The sequence below is a fragment of the Syntrophus sp. (in: bacteria) genome (assembly GCF_040768185.1).
GTDB lineage: Bacteria > Desulfobacterota > Syntrophia > Syntrophales > Syntrophaceae > Syntrophus > Syntrophus buswellii.
The window spans coordinates 245,234-260,242 of record NZ_JAXGNC010000002.1 but is presented as its reverse complement, the minus strand read 5'-3'; the positions used below and the strand labels follow the sequence as shown (position 1 = coordinate 260,242).

The window sequence follows — 15,009 nt, the reverse complement described above, 5'->3', positions numbered from 1 at the left end:
AGAGTCCCAAGAATGTCTCTTTCATAATAATACCATTGACTTCTTCGCCGGAACTGGAACAGGCGGAGCAAATATGGAGTGTGATTACGAAGTAATTATTTTGTTATGATAGACTGGATGCCGTTGTGGAGCAATCCGATTCAGGCTTGGTAGTAATGGCGGCAAAAAAGTCAGCGATTCGTCAGCTGACAAATTGGCATCGGATCAGTTCCATATTGGAAATATTTTCATCAATCGGTGATCCGCGTGCCGGTCATGGTGGTCAGTTGGCCGTAATTTCACCGACTGAACTATCAAAGGTGACGGTTTTATTTGTCTTCGTAGAGGTAACCACCACTTTATACGTTGCGGGAGGGCCAGCTGTTAACGTGATCGTTGCCGTATTGTCGGAAGAAAGGCTGTTAAGACCATAAGCTGAAAGGTTAGCTACGGTCGCTGTGTACACACCGCCGTTGTCTGAATTAAAGTAGGCTTCTTCGGCATTCCTGATGCTGTTGGCATCCGCCTTCATCGAGGCCACAAAGCCAGCCTCCCGATACTTGGAAAACTGCGGAATGGCAATGGCTGCAAGGATGCCAATTATCGCGATGACAATCATGAGTTCGATCAACGTAAAACCTTTTTTATCGCTCTTTGCTCTGAATTTTTTAATCATAGCCCCAATCTTTTCTGATGAATTGATTTTCATTTCTCATAAAGAACTGACTGATTAAGACGATTCGGTAATAGAGCAAAAGAAATGCCAGATAATTCGATTGCTGATCTTTTTCAAGGTCACGTCAAAGTCCGTCAATCGATATCGATATCATGAGCCTGCACAACAAAGTGCCATTTGATTTTTATTAAATAAATACCATGCTTTGTGAATCTAGGTGGCTTGCCCTTTTAATCATTTCAAGACAAGCATTCTTCTATGGCTATTAATTTTAATACAATGAAATACAAATCAGGTTGTTGGGAACATCCTTGATCGTTCTCCTCTGTGGTTTCCATCACGATCAAGACCTGTGATTTTTACCGGTTTCTGGTCATTTTCCCCGCTATTTCACGAATCCACCTGATTTTATGGTCCAGAACGCCTCCTTATGCGCCATCTGGACGTCTGTGGTGGTCGATCCGCCTTTGTTTTATCTGGAAATTGTCCTGACGCACCCATCATTTATTAAACAGTCATTGTTTATCCAATTATCAATGTCCGCAGCCTTTCGAAAATTTTCATTTGTATACAATTTTAAGTCGTAGACGTTTCTTTTGTGAAAATACATGATCCTGGCCGGTATAAAATGCCATGAAAGTTTTCCTGCTGCTACCTTGGCGAGCGTAGCAGATAATGCCTTTATGAAATCTATTGCATTTCTTCTGATCATTAATGGGATAATCCGGCCTCTTTCCCTATGCTTCCTGTAATCGGTATAGGAATCACAAAATCCTTGGTTGCCTATTCTCTTGATCAGATAATCAAGCGTGGTTCTGCTTTGGGGAATCATGTGATATATGATCGAATGAGATGTGTACGCAAATTTATAGCCTAGATTTTTTATTTTTATATTCAGGCCTGTTTCTCCGTCACCGATCCAAACCCCGGCCGTATTTTCGGGGTTAAAACCGCCTGCCTGGAAAAAAAGCTCACGTCGAATAGCTTGATGGCAACTGAACACAAGATCGTTTTTTGAGACAATCAGTTCCTCAGGTCTGTCCATTTCCGTCAAACTCAAGTAATGATTCCAAAGGAAACGGCGGATCCAGGCCGGCGGTTCTTCCTTAAACAGGGGAAGAATAAGGCCGGTTGCGCAACCGACTTCGGGGAACAGGTCGAACACCTTGACCAACTCACTCAGTAAAGCCTTATCGGCTACCATATCGTCATCTGTAAAGTACAGGATATCGCCCCCTGCCTTCTGTGCCGCGCTGTTTCGCGCATAATGGACCCCCTGGCGAGGTTCAAAAAGGTATGTTACGGGAACGGCCGAGTTGTCGACATAATGAGAAGCGATCTCCCGGGTTGTATCCGTTGAATTGTTGTCCATTATAATAATTTCATAACGGTCACTCGGATAATCCTGAGCCAGAAAGCTGTCCAATGTTACGGGAAGCATCTGTGCCCGGTTATAAGTAGGGATAATGATCGATACAAAAGGCGATCTGGACATGGATTTTTTCTCGTTATTTATTCTTCTGCATCCTATAGGTCAGAAAAATGCTGCAGTCGTTGCACACGAGCGTTTCTTCGGCCTTCCTGTCTTGAAACATTCTTCGCGCCCGTTTGAATTTGTCCGTGTTGTACATCTGCTGGATCGTCATCGTGTTGTCCCACTGGAAGAAATCATCCGCCGGGTCCGTGCACCAGCAGCACGGAGGGATGCTTCCATCTTGTTCAACAATCAGGTAATCGTATAAAAAGGGGCATCTCTTTCCCAGCATCGAAAAATTGACATCGAGATATTTGCGTCTGGCGATTTCTTCTTCCGAAAACCACTGAAAGGCCCTGGCAGTATCTCTGTCTTTAAATACGGTTGTCATATCGCAGGAATAATACCTGTCCGCTCCCCATTTCGTATAATTCTCAGCAATTACTTTGATTTGATTGGTCGTATATTTATTGCGAAGATATTGTAATGAAATAACGGGATAAACGCTATTATAGGCCTTCTTGTAATCCGATAGTTTGTTTAAATTCCAGAGGACGAGATTGAAGTCTCCCCCGATTCGATACCGGGAGTAATCTTCCTGGTTGATGCCATCGAAAGAGACAATTAAATGTTTCAGTCGAAATCGAACCATGGCCTCCAGTTTTTCATCAATGTTTGGAAGGCTCAGATTGCTGCTTATCTCGGTATTTAAATCATATACATTGCAGTATTCCAAAATGTTTATGAAATCTTTGTGCAGCAGGCTTTCTCCCCATTTGTATAGCTGGACAAGGCCATGAAACTCTCTGATTTTGTCAATGATCGAGGTAAATAATTCATAGGTCATGAATTGTTTGCTCTTTTGTTGCCTTTTCAGTCCTGTGATGCACAGGGGACAGCTCAGGTTGCAGACATTCGTCAATCCGATGGCGAAAATCCTGGGAATATATCCCCTTGTAAATGTTTGTCTGAGGACTGATTTTAGGGCGGAAAAACCCGCAAGAAGATCTTCATTCATGGGTCATAACGGATAAATTTGAAGAACTTTCCTAAGATTATGAAATAAAAAACTTTGAACTTTTTCGCCGGGGTCAGCCTCTGGCGATACTTCTTGATCAGTTGTCTGAACCGTACATCGCCAGAACCCCTTTTCATGTCCTCGAAGGTTTTTGTCCCTTGAAGATACCGATAATTGCCAAACGATTCATTAACGTAAACGGGCTTCACATGCATCGCCGCCCGGAGGATGAAATCCAGATCCAGGGTGTAGTGTTCACGGATATCATAAAAACCGATGATATCATGCAAAGATCGAGAATAGAAATAAGCTGATGGATTAACGGGAAAAGGGAATACGGATACCTCTGCCGATAGAAGTTGCGTCAGGTCGAGATGCGCCGGTTTGTTTGTCTCGATAAGTTTCCCATGCTCACCCCACATGTGGCAGTTGCCCACGAGTAAGGAAGGTTCCGGAAGGGTTTTCATCAGGTCGATCGCCTTCTGCAGCGTACCCGGAGAGTAATAATCGTCCACGTTGAGGAACCCGAGAGTATCGCCGTCGGCCATTCGGATTCCCTTGTTCATGGCGTCGGACTGTCCCCTGTCCTTCTCCGACACCCAGCGGATGTGCTTATAATGTTCCGCATAGTGTTTGATGATTTCAATCGTGCCATCGGTTGAACCGCCATCGACGATAATATGTTCCACATCTCGACATGCCTGTTCGATCACATTGATAACGCAGGATTCAATGTACCGTTTTCCGTTATAGACAGGGGTAATTACACTGATCATTTAAAGGCGGCCATTCTCATTTTGGGAATATGTCTGCATATCTGATGCCTGCGGATACAAACATTTCGGTAAGACGATGATTGTGCCATCGGAGGTGAACGGTTGCATCTTATATCTTACACATATCAATCCATTGGTCTTGTCAGCTCTGCTGCCATTCATAATTCAACAGTTTTGATGCAGCCATGGCAACTTCTTGAGGAGACACTCCTGTGATACATTCTGCTTCGTCATGAATGCATTGCCAGTTGCAGTGAAAACATCCCGTTTTATTCGTCAGGAAGATATGTTTCGCAGGATCTCCCCAAGGGACAAACCTGCCGAAGTGACCGCCACCGACAATGCCGATTGCCGGAACGCCGGCAGCGACGGCCATGTGCAACCCCGATGTATCCATGCTGATCAGCAGATCACAGGACATGATGGTTTTCACCAAGGTTCGAAGCGTCGATTGTCCTGTGAAGTCCAGAATTTCAGCATTCTCACAGTTTGCTTTGATAAAGAGCGCCGCTTGCTTGGCCAATTCCCTGTCCTCGGAGCTTCCGAAGATAACATAGATCTGTTGTTGGCCTAAACGTTTTGCAAGCTCCCCATAATTATGCGACTCCCAGCGTTTTTCCCTATGCGAAGCACCGGGAAACAGCCCAATGACATTCCGTCCATTCCGTTGTAATCCATGAAGATGATTTTTTTCTGAATCGTCCAGCCAGAATTCAGGCCTGATGTCATCGAGGGAGATGGCCTCGCATCCCATAAAAACGAGAAAGTCCAATGTAATCAAAAGTTCGTGTACCCAGGGATCGCTTGTGGAAACATCGAGCTGTTTTTTCAAGAGCGAAGAGGGTTTCAATGTTTCCGGATATCCCTTCCCCGGGGCGTTGAGGTTGCAGCCGGTCATTCCAAAGGTTTTTCCCCCATTCAGGCAGTCGATAATTCTCAGATGAGGGACTTGCGGGGACTTGACGGGATAAATAACGATGTCGAAGGGCCTGTAAAAGAAATTCCAGAGCTTGTTGGCAATGGTGATGGCGCGTTCCATTTCCGGTTTCACGGTGAAGCCCTTATGTTCAACCTTCCCCCGCCACGTTAGCTCATCAACAGGAACACAGGCGTCGATGTGAGGACATAATTCGACGAGATTGACAATGTGTGCCTGCACGGCCAGTGTAATATGCGCTTCAGGATAAAGATTGCGGATGTGCCGGAGCGCCCCGGTGAACAGCAAAACGTCACCGATGTTATCCGGCCTTAAAATGAGAACCCTTGTACGATCCATGTTGAGGTGGCGTGTTTCTCCCGCAGTTGATGACGACGTTTCCTTCATTCAACATTCTTTTTTTCTTATCTTAACATCTTAATGAGTTTAGAAAGATTCCTTTTCAGCTGAAGTGGGCGGTTCGTGTTTATTCCCGGATAGCCCAGCGCGATATATTTCTGCGGAGGAATCCCCATTGCCAGGGCTTTTTCAGCGTAATCGACCATTGCCTTGGCATGGAGCTTAAGGCCTTTTCCCCAGGGCCCTCCATTCCAATCACTCCTGACATTAAACCCCTGTGCTTCCAGATAATCTCTCAAGGCAGGTGAAACAGATGCATATAGAGAAAGGACATTCTGGAAGCTGGCGGGATTTGGCCAATCAATGGCATCTGAAATCCATCGCGATGCGGCTGCGATATTAAGCGCATTTTTGTATTGCCAAGGTGAGACGCACCTGGAATCGCTTTTGCCGTGAGCAGATGGTGATGTTCCGCTTGATGAGGCCTGCTCTGATAGGACCTGATCGACGAGTGCAATGAGGTAACCGGCGAGCTCACAGACCCTCTCTGTGAGCTCCTCAAGCATAGCAAAACGCTCCTGATGGAGATCAAACCAGGTAGCCCTCAAATTGTCAATACGCGACACATACTCCTTATAGTCATCCGGAACCGGCAGATTGGCTTTTTCCGCCAGTTGATATGTATATTGAAGGCTATGGAGCATGCAGAGCAAAATGCGCAGCCTGATCGGCTTGGTCCACGCAATCCAGAGGATATCAGCGGGTATTTTAACAATAAGATAATCAACCAGCATTCCTAAGTATACGCCTGCAGCATCGCCGTCCGGCATTGACGGCGGTGCCAACGTATCGCCCCAAAGATGCCTGATATTGAAGATGGGGTACCAGCAAGGAAGATCCGCCCATGAGCTTTCGGGGCAGATATAGGCGCATGGGTCAAGCGGCATCGGATCCATTCCGGAAAGGACTCCGGCTGGTATTGCTGCCAATCCTGGATGGTGTTGTCCCCATAAACCAGGATGAAATCAAGATCGGATATCCCTGGGGCGGCGATACGGCCTATCTGGTAGATTGCAACAGGAGGCTTGAGCATTTTTCCCCAATGATTGACGAGATAATCGGCGGTTCTGGTGTAGCTTGAGAGCACCATTTTCCGCGGGATGTCGATAAAAGGGCCATTGGCCAATCCCTGGAATAAATTGCTGCTCAAGGAATGTGGCTCCTGCTGGATAACGTTTCCTTCTGAGCTCCGGCAGGATTCCGTCCGTTCAGGCGTCAGGCGTTGCTGCATTGCTTCAAGCAGCTTTAAAACTCTTGCGGGATAATCCATGCCGATTTTATGCTGTACTTCCCGAGCCCGTTGCGCACTAGAAGAATGACCTTTGGCCCACTCCTGCAATAGAAAGGGCCAGCGGAGCAGGCGTGAAGCCCACAGGAGCGTTCGATCGGGTCTGGGGCGCGGTCCCAGTGTTGCTCTCACATCGGTCGCAGTTCTGACGGGTTCCCATTCTTCGGGAGAAAAGTCGGGTTCTGTTCGCGGAAAAGAATCTCGCTTGAAGAGAAAGGCGCCTGTAAGTCTCTGGTAATAAAGGGTTGGCAAGAGCATGGCACTTCCTAACACCCATTCAATGTCAAAGCTGTCTTTTAATGGGTTCGGATTGGAAGCCCGTCTCTGAAAGAAATCTTTAAACAGGTCCAGCATCTGATCTGACACATCGGTGGAATCTCGTGCCCAGATCTCCAGAGCATCGTTTTGTTCAAGCAAATCAACTCCATAGCCAAAGAGTATTGAAGGGAACATGGCTTCAGGGTACCATGCCAAATCAATTTCGGGGATGTAGTAAGGGCCGTGATGCATGAAGGGATCAAAGGCATAAGTCAGTGTCAATATTTCTCTTGCCAGGTTGCGAAGCCGCAGCAAGGCTGCCGGGTCTTTGAGTACGGATGTTTTTGCGACAAATGCCAAGTCCATATCACTGAAACCGATGGTATCCTCCAGTGTGGCAACGCTGCCGTGAACAATTGCCCTTTTGAAAAAGATCCCGCCCGCTTCATCAAGAATGCGATGGAGCATGTGCACAGGAAGGTAATGAGGCTTAAATCCGCCCTCATTGAACCATGAAGCGTAATCTTTTCCTGAAGAGGCAGTCGTCTGGCTGGTATTCGTCTTGGGAATATGCCGCTCCCAGGCTTGAAAAAAAACAGCTAATGTTTCTGCATATTGTCGAGATGATACATGTCCTCGATAGATTTGCAGATTCTGGATGTTCAGAGCCACTCCGCAAAGCTGAAAGGATTTTACACAGTCCAGCAGAGGCGTGACACGAAGGAAACATTTTTCAACAAGCGAATGCCTGAAAGTGTCCGCAGAAACACTTCCGTAAAGCCAATAATTTAGAGCATCGTTCAACGTCTTCTGCAAAAGTGATAAATTCATGATGGTCATGCGATCTGCACTCAGTTGAACGATACATTCTCACCGTCAGACAGGCAACGAATCATCCACGGAAAATCAACAAGCACAGATCCTATGTCCTGTCCACCAAAGGCATAATGCTGAGATCCGCACTCAACAATCTGAAAGCCAATGACATGTTGTCTTCCATCAAACAATTGAATGTTGGGCTGATGTATTCCGGCCGTGATTGTGTAGTTTCCCGGTGCCAGAAAATTTCCGGGGATTTCAACGGAACCGACATATTCCCCCGGGGGGTATTCATTTTTATGATGACGGATTGAAGTGGATTGGGGGCAGTAGAAAATTTTGGAGCCGCATTGGTTGAACAATGAAAAAGAAACCTCTAAGCCTCTAATAGGACGAAGGATTTTATATTCAAATGAAATCGTTAAGGACCGGGAGACGTCGATCTCACTGCAGATCTCTCCTGACGAATTCCGGATGGAAATCCCCGTGAAAAATGCATCCGATCCCGTTGGGGCCAGTCTTATCTGTCCCTCGCGATCCTTCCGGCTGTCGGACAGATACTGAGCAATAGCGTCTCCGGAATCGCGGATCATGACGAGGCTGCCGTTCTTCAGAAGCATGGTCTTTCTGCAAAGCATCTGAATTGCCCCCATGTTGTGGCTTACAAACAATACGGTTCGGCCCCCTCTGGCAACGTCTTCCATTTTTCCAAGGCATTTCTTCTGGAAAGACAGATCCCCCACCGCCAGAACCTCGTCCACCACCAGGATTTCAGGCTCCAGGTGAGCGGCCACAGCGAAGGCCAAGCGCACGTACATCCCGCTGGAGTATCGCTTGACCGGCGTGTCCAGGTATTTTTCCACCTCTGCAAACGCTACGATCTCGTCGAACTTACGCTTGATCTCTTTCCGGGTCATCCCCAGAATGGTGCCGTTCAGATAGATATTCTCCCGCCCGGACAGCTCCGGGTGAAACCCGGTACCCACTTCCAGCAGGCTTACAACCCGGCCGTCAATGGCAACCCGTCCGGCCGAAGGTTCGGTTATGCGGCTCAGTATCTTCAGCAGCGTGCTTTTCCCGGCTCCGTTGCGGCCGATGATGCCCACCGCTTCTCCGCGCTGGATCTCAAAGCTGACATCCTTGAGCGCCCAGACCTCTTCCATGGCATCTCCCTGGATGACGGGATTCCCACGGAGAAGATCTCTGGTCTTGTTCCAGAGGCTTTTGGCGTTCTGCATCAGCACATCACGCAGCGACAGATAAGAGCCGTTCTGAGCCTGGTGGCCGATGATATATTTTTTGCCGAGCCTTTCGGCCCGAATGACGATGTCGGACATGATCCTTGGAACCTAAATCAGGTCGGCAAAGGTTTTCTCCGTCCTGCGAAAACGGGAGATGCCGAGCCAGAGGAAGAGGGTGATGATCGTAAGGCTGAGCAGGAGGCCGGGCAGATAGAGAGAGCTTTCCCCTCCCAGGAGACACCAGCGGAATCCGTCTATGACCCCGACTAAGGGATTGAGGCTGTAGAGCAGCCGCCATTCTTCCGGAATGACGTTGCTGCTGAATCCTACGGGGGAAATGTAAAGGCCGAATTGAACCACAAAGGGGATGACATAGCGAAAATCGCGGTACTTCACGTTGAGCGCTGTAATCCAGAGGCCGGGCCCCAGGCTGGCCAGCAGGGCCATAATGATGAAGAGCGGCAGCAGCAGGATGCGGCAGTCGGGAACAATGTGATAATAGATCATGATTGCGATCAGAATGACAAAACTGATGGCAAAATCTATTAAGGATGTGATCAGGGTGGCTGCGGGAATGATAAGCCTGGGGAAATACACTTTACTGATCAGGTTTGTGTTGCTGATGAGGCTGTTTGCCGAATCCGTCAGGGAGTTCGAAAAAAGTGACCAGGGCAGCATGGCAGCAAAGACCATGACAGCGTAAGGTGTGTTTCCGTCGCTGGGAAGTCTGGCGATTCGACCAAAGATGACCGTGAAGACAATCATCGTCAGCAGAGGTCTCAGGAATGCCCAGAGGATTCCGATGAGGGTCTGCTTGTAGCGCACGGAGACATCACGCCATGCCAGAACCAGAAACAGCTCCCGGTAATGCCAGAGGTCGGCCCAGTAATTTTTCTCCGTACGGCCTGCTTCAATGATAATTGTATTCATAGTTTCATGAATGACCAATCCGCGAGCCGCTACGATTTCCTTGCCGCTACAAGGACATTCCAGGTTTCTTCCGTTGGCGGACGGGATAAATTCCCGACATGGCTGACGTGGATTTGCTCCATTTCTGCCTGCCGAATGAAAAAGGCTAATTCCTGAGGAAAGAAGTAGCGCATGGTGTGTTTTTCTTCCGTATCCTGGAGAACCTGACCGTTTTTCAAGTGCTTCAGGCGATAATGGACTTCGCAGAGATGCCGAAAAGGATCCAGGGTTCCCGATGCGCTCCGGATAATCTCGTCCATTCCAGTCCTGATGATCTTTTCCTTGGGCTCCGGCCTCTGTCTCAGGACGGCAGGACCGTACCAGACGTCACAGATGAAAAGCCCTCCGGGATTCAAGTGGCGGCTGACGGAGTTCAAGGCCGCCAGAACGTCCTCATTGGTTGTCTGGTAACCCAATACGGCAAACATCATGAGGACGGCGTCGAATTTTCGGGGCATTGAGAACCGGCGGAGATCTTCCCTGAGAAAGGTTATTTGCTCTTGAGCCAGAAATTGCGCTTTTGACCTGGCTTGCTGGAGCATGTCTTCCGCGAGATCGACCCCGGTGACCTGGTATCCCCGGCAGGCCAGTGGAATGGCATGATTGCCCGTTCCGCAGCCCAGATCGAGAATTGTCCGCACCTTGCCCGCTGCGAATTTTCTGAAGATCTCTTCGATAAGATCGCACTCGGACGGATAATCCTTGTCCTGATAGAGGATATCATAAGCTTCCGCATAGTCTTTCTGAAAAGGTGAGCTGCCCATGGCAAAATGTGGAAGAAAACAATAAAATCTTTTAGGATCCGTGATCCAGGATCCGTCTTTTATCTGCCGTTGGCGCAGAGTTTCAACTCAAAATATCTCTTACGGCTTCCGCAACTTCATCAATCTGGGATTCCGTGAGCGTCAGTCCTGAAGGCAGATAAAGCCCTCTGCGGGCCAGCCGCTCCGCAACGGGATAGTGTTCGTTCCCGAAAAGCCCCATCTGCTGAAAAACGGGCTGCTCGTGCATGCCGAGGAAAAACGGCCGGGTATCGATGCCTTTATCACGCAAGCGCTGTGCCATTTGTGAGGCATTCATGTCCGTATCTTCGTGGAGTACGATCCCGAACATCCAGTAGATCGATTTTGCCCAGGGCTCTTCAACGGGAAGCTGCAGGCTGGGGATATCTTTCAGGTGCTCGCAATAAGCTTTACCGATGGCCTTTTTCTTCTCCAGGATGGCTTCTATCCGTTCCAGTTGCGCCACCCCGATGGCAGCCTGGAGATTTGTCATGCGGAAATTATGGCCGGCTTCAGTATGCAGAAAACGCTGCTCCGGGAGAAAGCAGAGGTTGCGCAGATTACGCGCCCTTTCGGCGAAGATTGCGTTGCTGGTGATGACCATGCCCCCTTCACCGGTTGTAATGGCCTTGTTTGCATAAAAACTGAATACGCCCAGGTCGCCCAGTCCACCGCACCGCTTCCATGCCGGACTGCTTCCCATGCGCCCGCTCAAATATTCCGTGCCATGGGCCTCGGCGGCGTCTTCAATGATCGCCAGGGAATAAGCCTCCGCCAACTCTTCGAGAGGGTCCATGTCCACGGGATGACCGTAAATATGAACGGGCATGATGGCTTTCAGCCTGTGGCCGTTTCCTTTTTTTGTTTCCCGTTCCACGGCCTCTTTAACCCCTTCAGGGGAGAGGCACCAGGTCCTCGGGTCACAATCCGCAAGAACCGGAATCCCCCCGTTGTAAATCACGGCCAGGGCGCAGGAAATAATGGTGAAGGTCGGTATGATAACCAGATCCCCCGGTTTCAGACCGAGGCAGCCCACGGCGACCTGCAGAGCTGTCGTTCCGTTGCTCACGGCAATACCGAATTTCTGTCCGCAATACGTGGCCCATCCCTCTTCAAACCTCTCAATAAAGCGACCGGATGAGGAAATCCACCCCGTACGGAGGCATTCCAGAACGTATTCCTCCTCCCTTGCTCCAATCAAAGGTTCATTAACGGGAATCATTGTCCGTCTCCCTGGTTGCAAAACGTGTCTTATCCTCCTCGCCGGCATACGGCCCCTGCTTCACCTCGATCATCGAGGTCTCCTCGAGCATTTCAAAGGAATGTCCTCCACCGCACAGCAGAATGAGATCTCCACTTTCCAGAATCCGGGAGGCAATGAACTCCCTCTCAGAAGAGAAGAGATTCACCTTCATCCGGCCGCGCCGGATAATCAGGACTTCCTGGGTGTACATGACCTGTCGAAAGAGGAAGTTGTGAACATGGGGAGCGATTGTATGGCCGGGGGGATGTTTCATGCAGGCCACCTGCTGGGAAAAGGTGGGAGGCGTAAAAAACCGGATGCCCGGTTCGTCATATTCTGCCCGGATGATCAGGGCAAGGGGCTCCAGCCCGGAAGAAATGGTTTCGACAAGGGGAGGGGCGGATTCTTCAAGGCTCATGGGTTTGTTCCTTTCCCGTATTATGCTGTTGTCGCGGGGGGCTCCGGTGATCCGTGCGTTCATACCGGAGTTGGGCCACCTGTTCCGAAACCAGCCCCACCATGAAGACGACCACGGACATGGTCAAGAGCATGGCGGAGGTGGGGCCATAGCGTCCGTCCAGAGTCAAAATTCTGAAGAGACCATATCCAAGCCCCGCTGCGAACATGAAGAAGCTGACCGGGAGAAAGACCCGCATGGGAGAGAAGAGGGTGGCGATCTTTAAGAGGATCAGAAGAAATCGGGCTCCATCCCTGAAAAGGCGGATCTTGCTTTTCCCGATGCGGCGGGCCGTGGTGATAGGGACATAAGTCAGGCTGTAGCCGGAGCGCACAACCGCCAGAGTCAATGTCGTCGGGTAGGAAAAGGTGTTGGGCAGCAGGGAGACGAATTCACGGGCGATGACCGCCTTTATGGCGCGAAATCCTGAGGTCAGGTCGTCAATCTTCCTTTTGCATACGTAGGATGCGAACTTGTTGTAAACGGCATTGGCGAAATCCCGGTGCAGGGGGGTGGCTGAATGGCGATCGCGGGAGCCCACTGCCATGTCGTAGGCGTTCATCCGCTCCAGCAGACGCGGGATGTCTTCCGGGGCATGCTGCCCGTCCGCGTCGAGCATGACCAGGATGTTTCCCCTTGTATTGCGGATGCCCGTCTTGACGGCTGCTCCGTTTCCGATGGGATATGGGTGGCGGATCACTTCGGCGCCGACGGACCTGGCGTTTTCGCCCGTATCGTCTTCTGAGCCGTCGTCAACCACGATGATTTCATGGGATAATTTGCAGGCCTCCAGGACGATGGAGGAGCGCTTGACAATGTCGCCGATACTGGCGGCTTCATTGTGCGCGGGAATGACGACGCTGATTTCAGGGCGGTCTGGATGTTTCATTTGAAGTTCCCGGGCGGACAATGGCCGGATCCCTTCAGGGCTCAACGTGGATAAGCGGCGACGACCAGGACCACGGTGTCTTCGTCCGAGTTGTTGGTCAGGCTGTGGAGATCTCCGGCGGGGATCCAGACGGCGTCACCGGCTTTTACGCTCTTTTCGTCATCGCCTACACGCATCAACCCGCCGCCCTGAAGAATGAAGTAGATCTCTTCAACGGGATCGATGTGTGCTTCCAGCGTATTCCCCTTGGGCAAATAGGCATAAGCGAGAAATTCAATGCCCTGCATGAAATGGCTGGTCAGAATCATCCGGGCGATGCCGCCGCCATGGGCACGATATGTCGTTTGAAGCACTTCCGGGTCATTCAGATGTCTTACAATCATGAGTTCCTCCTCGTAGAATGCAGTGATATACAACAGTTAAGGAAAGGCTGTCAAGAAACGATCCATTCTCATCAGAAAAACTTCCGTAACACAGACACAATATGTTGAGAATTTAGGGCATATCATGTAGATAAGCTCCACTTTGCCATCCTGGGAGGACTGAAGGTTTTGAAAGGGTAAACTATGGCGAAGATCCTCTTCTGCGGGCTTCGGTGATGAAGAAAAGAAAAAAAACGCCTCCGGAAACGCCTGAAGCGGGAAAGCTCCGGAGAGAGCATAGATGGTGTGACCGGCACGGATATTTCATCGATGTAGAGGCCTGCGTGGCACGTTCCGCCGAACGGCCTTTCTGCCGCCGCTGCCTTTCGCGGTGGAGGCAGCTTTCGCTTCCCTTTTGATTACGTGTGGTCTTGAGAAAAGAAGAAATAGATTAAAATGCTGATAAGAAATGTCATGATAGGGGACAATTTCCCTTGAAATAGGAAGGGGTTTCGATTAGCTTGGGAGTGTCAGGCATTCCTTTCCATGACTCTAAACGGAGCATTTGAAGCTTATGTCAAAATCCCTTGAAGAAGTGCTGCTGCTCGTCAACAAGTCAAACCTTTCCTCTTTAAAAACCACCCTGGTTAAACTTATTGAAGTCATTAATAATCCTGATTCCAGCGTCACGGACTTGAAAAATCTCATCGAAATAGACCCGCCCCTGTCCGCCAACGTGCTCCGCCGGGCCAATTCCGCGTTATACGGAATGCGCCGGGGTATCGCGAGCATCATGGATGCCATCATCTTCGTCGGATTTGACGCCATTGTGGAACTGACCCTCAATCAGAAATTTTTCGAGCTCTTCCAGGACAATGGAAGGAAGACATACGGCTATTCCCGGACGGCGCTCTGGGAGCATTGCATCGGGGTTGCCCTTTGCGGTAAACTTCTTTACCGGCGCGAATTTCGAAAAAGCGGCGGAGGGGTGTACACGGCCGGCCTTCTTCATGACATCGGGATTATCGTGGAAGAAAAGTTTTTGCATGACGAATTTCTCTCCATTCTGGCGACGAAGGAAGAAACTGAAAGCGATCTGCTCTCAGCCGAACGGGATGTTCTGGGCTATTGCCATCAAGACATTGGGAAAATGCTGGCGGAAAACTGGAACTTTCCCGAGGAGTTATGCCGCGTCATCGGAACGGCGGAAAGCACCGAAGCGGGAGATGCGGCCCCCGCTCTTCTGATGGCCGACACGGTTTATGTTGCGAATTGCGCCTGCCAGCTGCGAAAGGTCGGATTTTCAGAAACAAGCCTGATCGATGTCCCTGCTTATGAATTCTGCCTGAATCGGCTCCAGATCAAGGAACGGGCTCTGGAAATTATCATGGATGAAGTGGAAGCGCAGATTGCACAGATGAAAAAGGACGGATGGTTCTGAG

The 15,009-nt window shown here is 49.7% G+C and carries 15 protein-coding genes; 1 reads left to right on the top strand and 14 read right to left on the bottom strand.

The window, feature by feature from the left end; all coding sequences use genetic code 11:
• Positions 1-262: 262 nt before the first annotated feature.
• The 14 genes from AB3175_RS04150 to AB3175_RS04085 all read right to left on the bottom strand — a co-directional run bounded on the left by AB3175_RS04150 (position 263) and on the right by AB3175_RS04085 (position 13,588).
• Positions 263-655, bottom strand: a complete 393-nt coding sequence (locus AB3175_RS04150; RefSeq protein ID WP_367359726.1) for a type IV pilin protein — start codon at positions 653-655, stop codon at positions 263-265.
• Positions 656-1,127: 472 nt separating this feature from the next.
• A complete protein-coding gene (locus AB3175_RS04145; protein WP_367359682.1) occupies positions 1,128-2,150 on the bottom strand; it encodes a glycosyltransferase family 2 protein in 1,023 nt (340 codons plus the stop codon).
• Between the two features lie 13 nt (positions 2,151-2,163).
• Complete coding sequence (locus tag AB3175_RS04140) at positions 2,164-3,147, bottom strand: radical SAM/SPASM domain-containing protein (RefSeq protein ID WP_367359681.1); 984 nt, start codon at positions 3,145-3,147, stop codon at positions 2,164-2,166.
• Positions 3,144-3,923, bottom strand: coding sequence for a glycosyltransferase family 2 protein (locus AB3175_RS04135; RefSeq protein ID WP_367359680.1), 780 nt, complete (start codon positions 3,921-3,923; stop codon positions 3,144-3,146). The genes AB3175_RS04140 and AB3175_RS04135 overlap by 4 nt, the downstream gene beginning before the upstream one ends.
• 142 nt (positions 3,924-4,065) lie before the next feature.
• Entirely contained in the window at positions 4,066-4,821 is a 756-nt protein-coding gene (locus AB3175_RS04130) for a glycosyltransferase family 9 protein (protein ID WP_367359679.1), read from the bottom strand.
• 443 nt (positions 4,822-5,264) lie between these two features.
• A complete protein-coding gene (locus AB3175_RS04125; RefSeq protein WP_367359678.1) occupies positions 5,265-5,993 on the bottom strand; it encodes a hypothetical protein in 729 nt (242 codons plus the stop codon).
• A gap of 2 nt (positions 5,994-5,995) precedes the next feature.
• A complete protein-coding gene (locus AB3175_RS04120) occupies positions 5,996-7,645 on the bottom strand; it encodes a hypothetical protein (protein WP_367359677.1) in 1,650 nt (549 codons plus the stop codon).
• Positions 7,646-7,656: 11 nt separating this feature from the next.
• Entirely contained in the window at positions 7,657-8,961 is a 1,305-nt protein-coding gene (locus AB3175_RS04115) for an ABC transporter ATP-binding protein (RefSeq protein WP_367359676.1), read from the bottom strand.
• Positions 8,962-8,973: 12 nt separating this feature from the next.
• Positions 8,974-9,795, bottom strand: coding sequence for an ABC transporter permease (locus AB3175_RS04110; protein ID WP_367359675.1), 822 nt, complete (start codon positions 9,793-9,795; stop codon positions 8,974-8,976).
• A gap of 29 nt (positions 9,796-9,824) precedes the next feature.
• A complete protein-coding gene (locus tag AB3175_RS04105) occupies positions 9,825-10,598 on the bottom strand; it encodes a class I SAM-dependent methyltransferase (protein WP_367359674.1) in 774 nt (257 codons plus the stop codon).
• Between the two features lie 82 nt (positions 10,599-10,680).
• Positions 10,681-11,838, bottom strand: coding sequence for a DegT/DnrJ/EryC1/StrS family aminotransferase (locus tag AB3175_RS04100; RefSeq protein WP_367359673.1), 1,158 nt, complete (start codon positions 11,836-11,838; stop codon positions 10,681-10,683).
• A complete protein-coding gene (locus AB3175_RS04095) occupies positions 11,825-12,277 on the bottom strand; it encodes a hypothetical protein (protein ID WP_367359672.1) in 453 nt (150 codons plus the stop codon). Before AB3175_RS04095 ends, AB3175_RS04100 begins: the two co-directional genes overlap by 14 nt.
• Complete coding sequence (locus AB3175_RS04090) at positions 12,267-13,205, bottom strand: glycosyltransferase family 2 protein (protein WP_367359671.1); 939 nt, start codon at positions 13,203-13,205, stop codon at positions 12,267-12,269. Before AB3175_RS04090 ends, AB3175_RS04095 begins: the two co-directional genes overlap by 11 nt.
• A 41-nt stretch (positions 13,206-13,246) precedes the next feature.
• The gene (locus AB3175_RS04085; protein ID WP_367359670.1) at positions 13,247-13,588 is read right to left on the bottom strand and encodes a cupin domain-containing protein; all 342 of its coding nucleotides are present in this window, start codon (positions 13,586-13,588) and stop codon (positions 13,247-13,249) included.
• Positions 13,589-14,141: 553 nt separating this feature from the next.
• On the opposite strand from AB3175_RS04085, the gene AB3175_RS04080 reads away from it, so the two are divergent.
• The gene (locus tag AB3175_RS04080) at positions 14,142-15,008 is read left to right on the top strand and encodes an HDOD domain-containing protein (protein ID WP_367359669.1); all 867 of its coding nucleotides are present in this window, start codon (positions 14,142-14,144) and stop codon (positions 15,006-15,008) included.
• The last annotated feature ends 1 nt before the right edge of the window (position 15,009 follow it).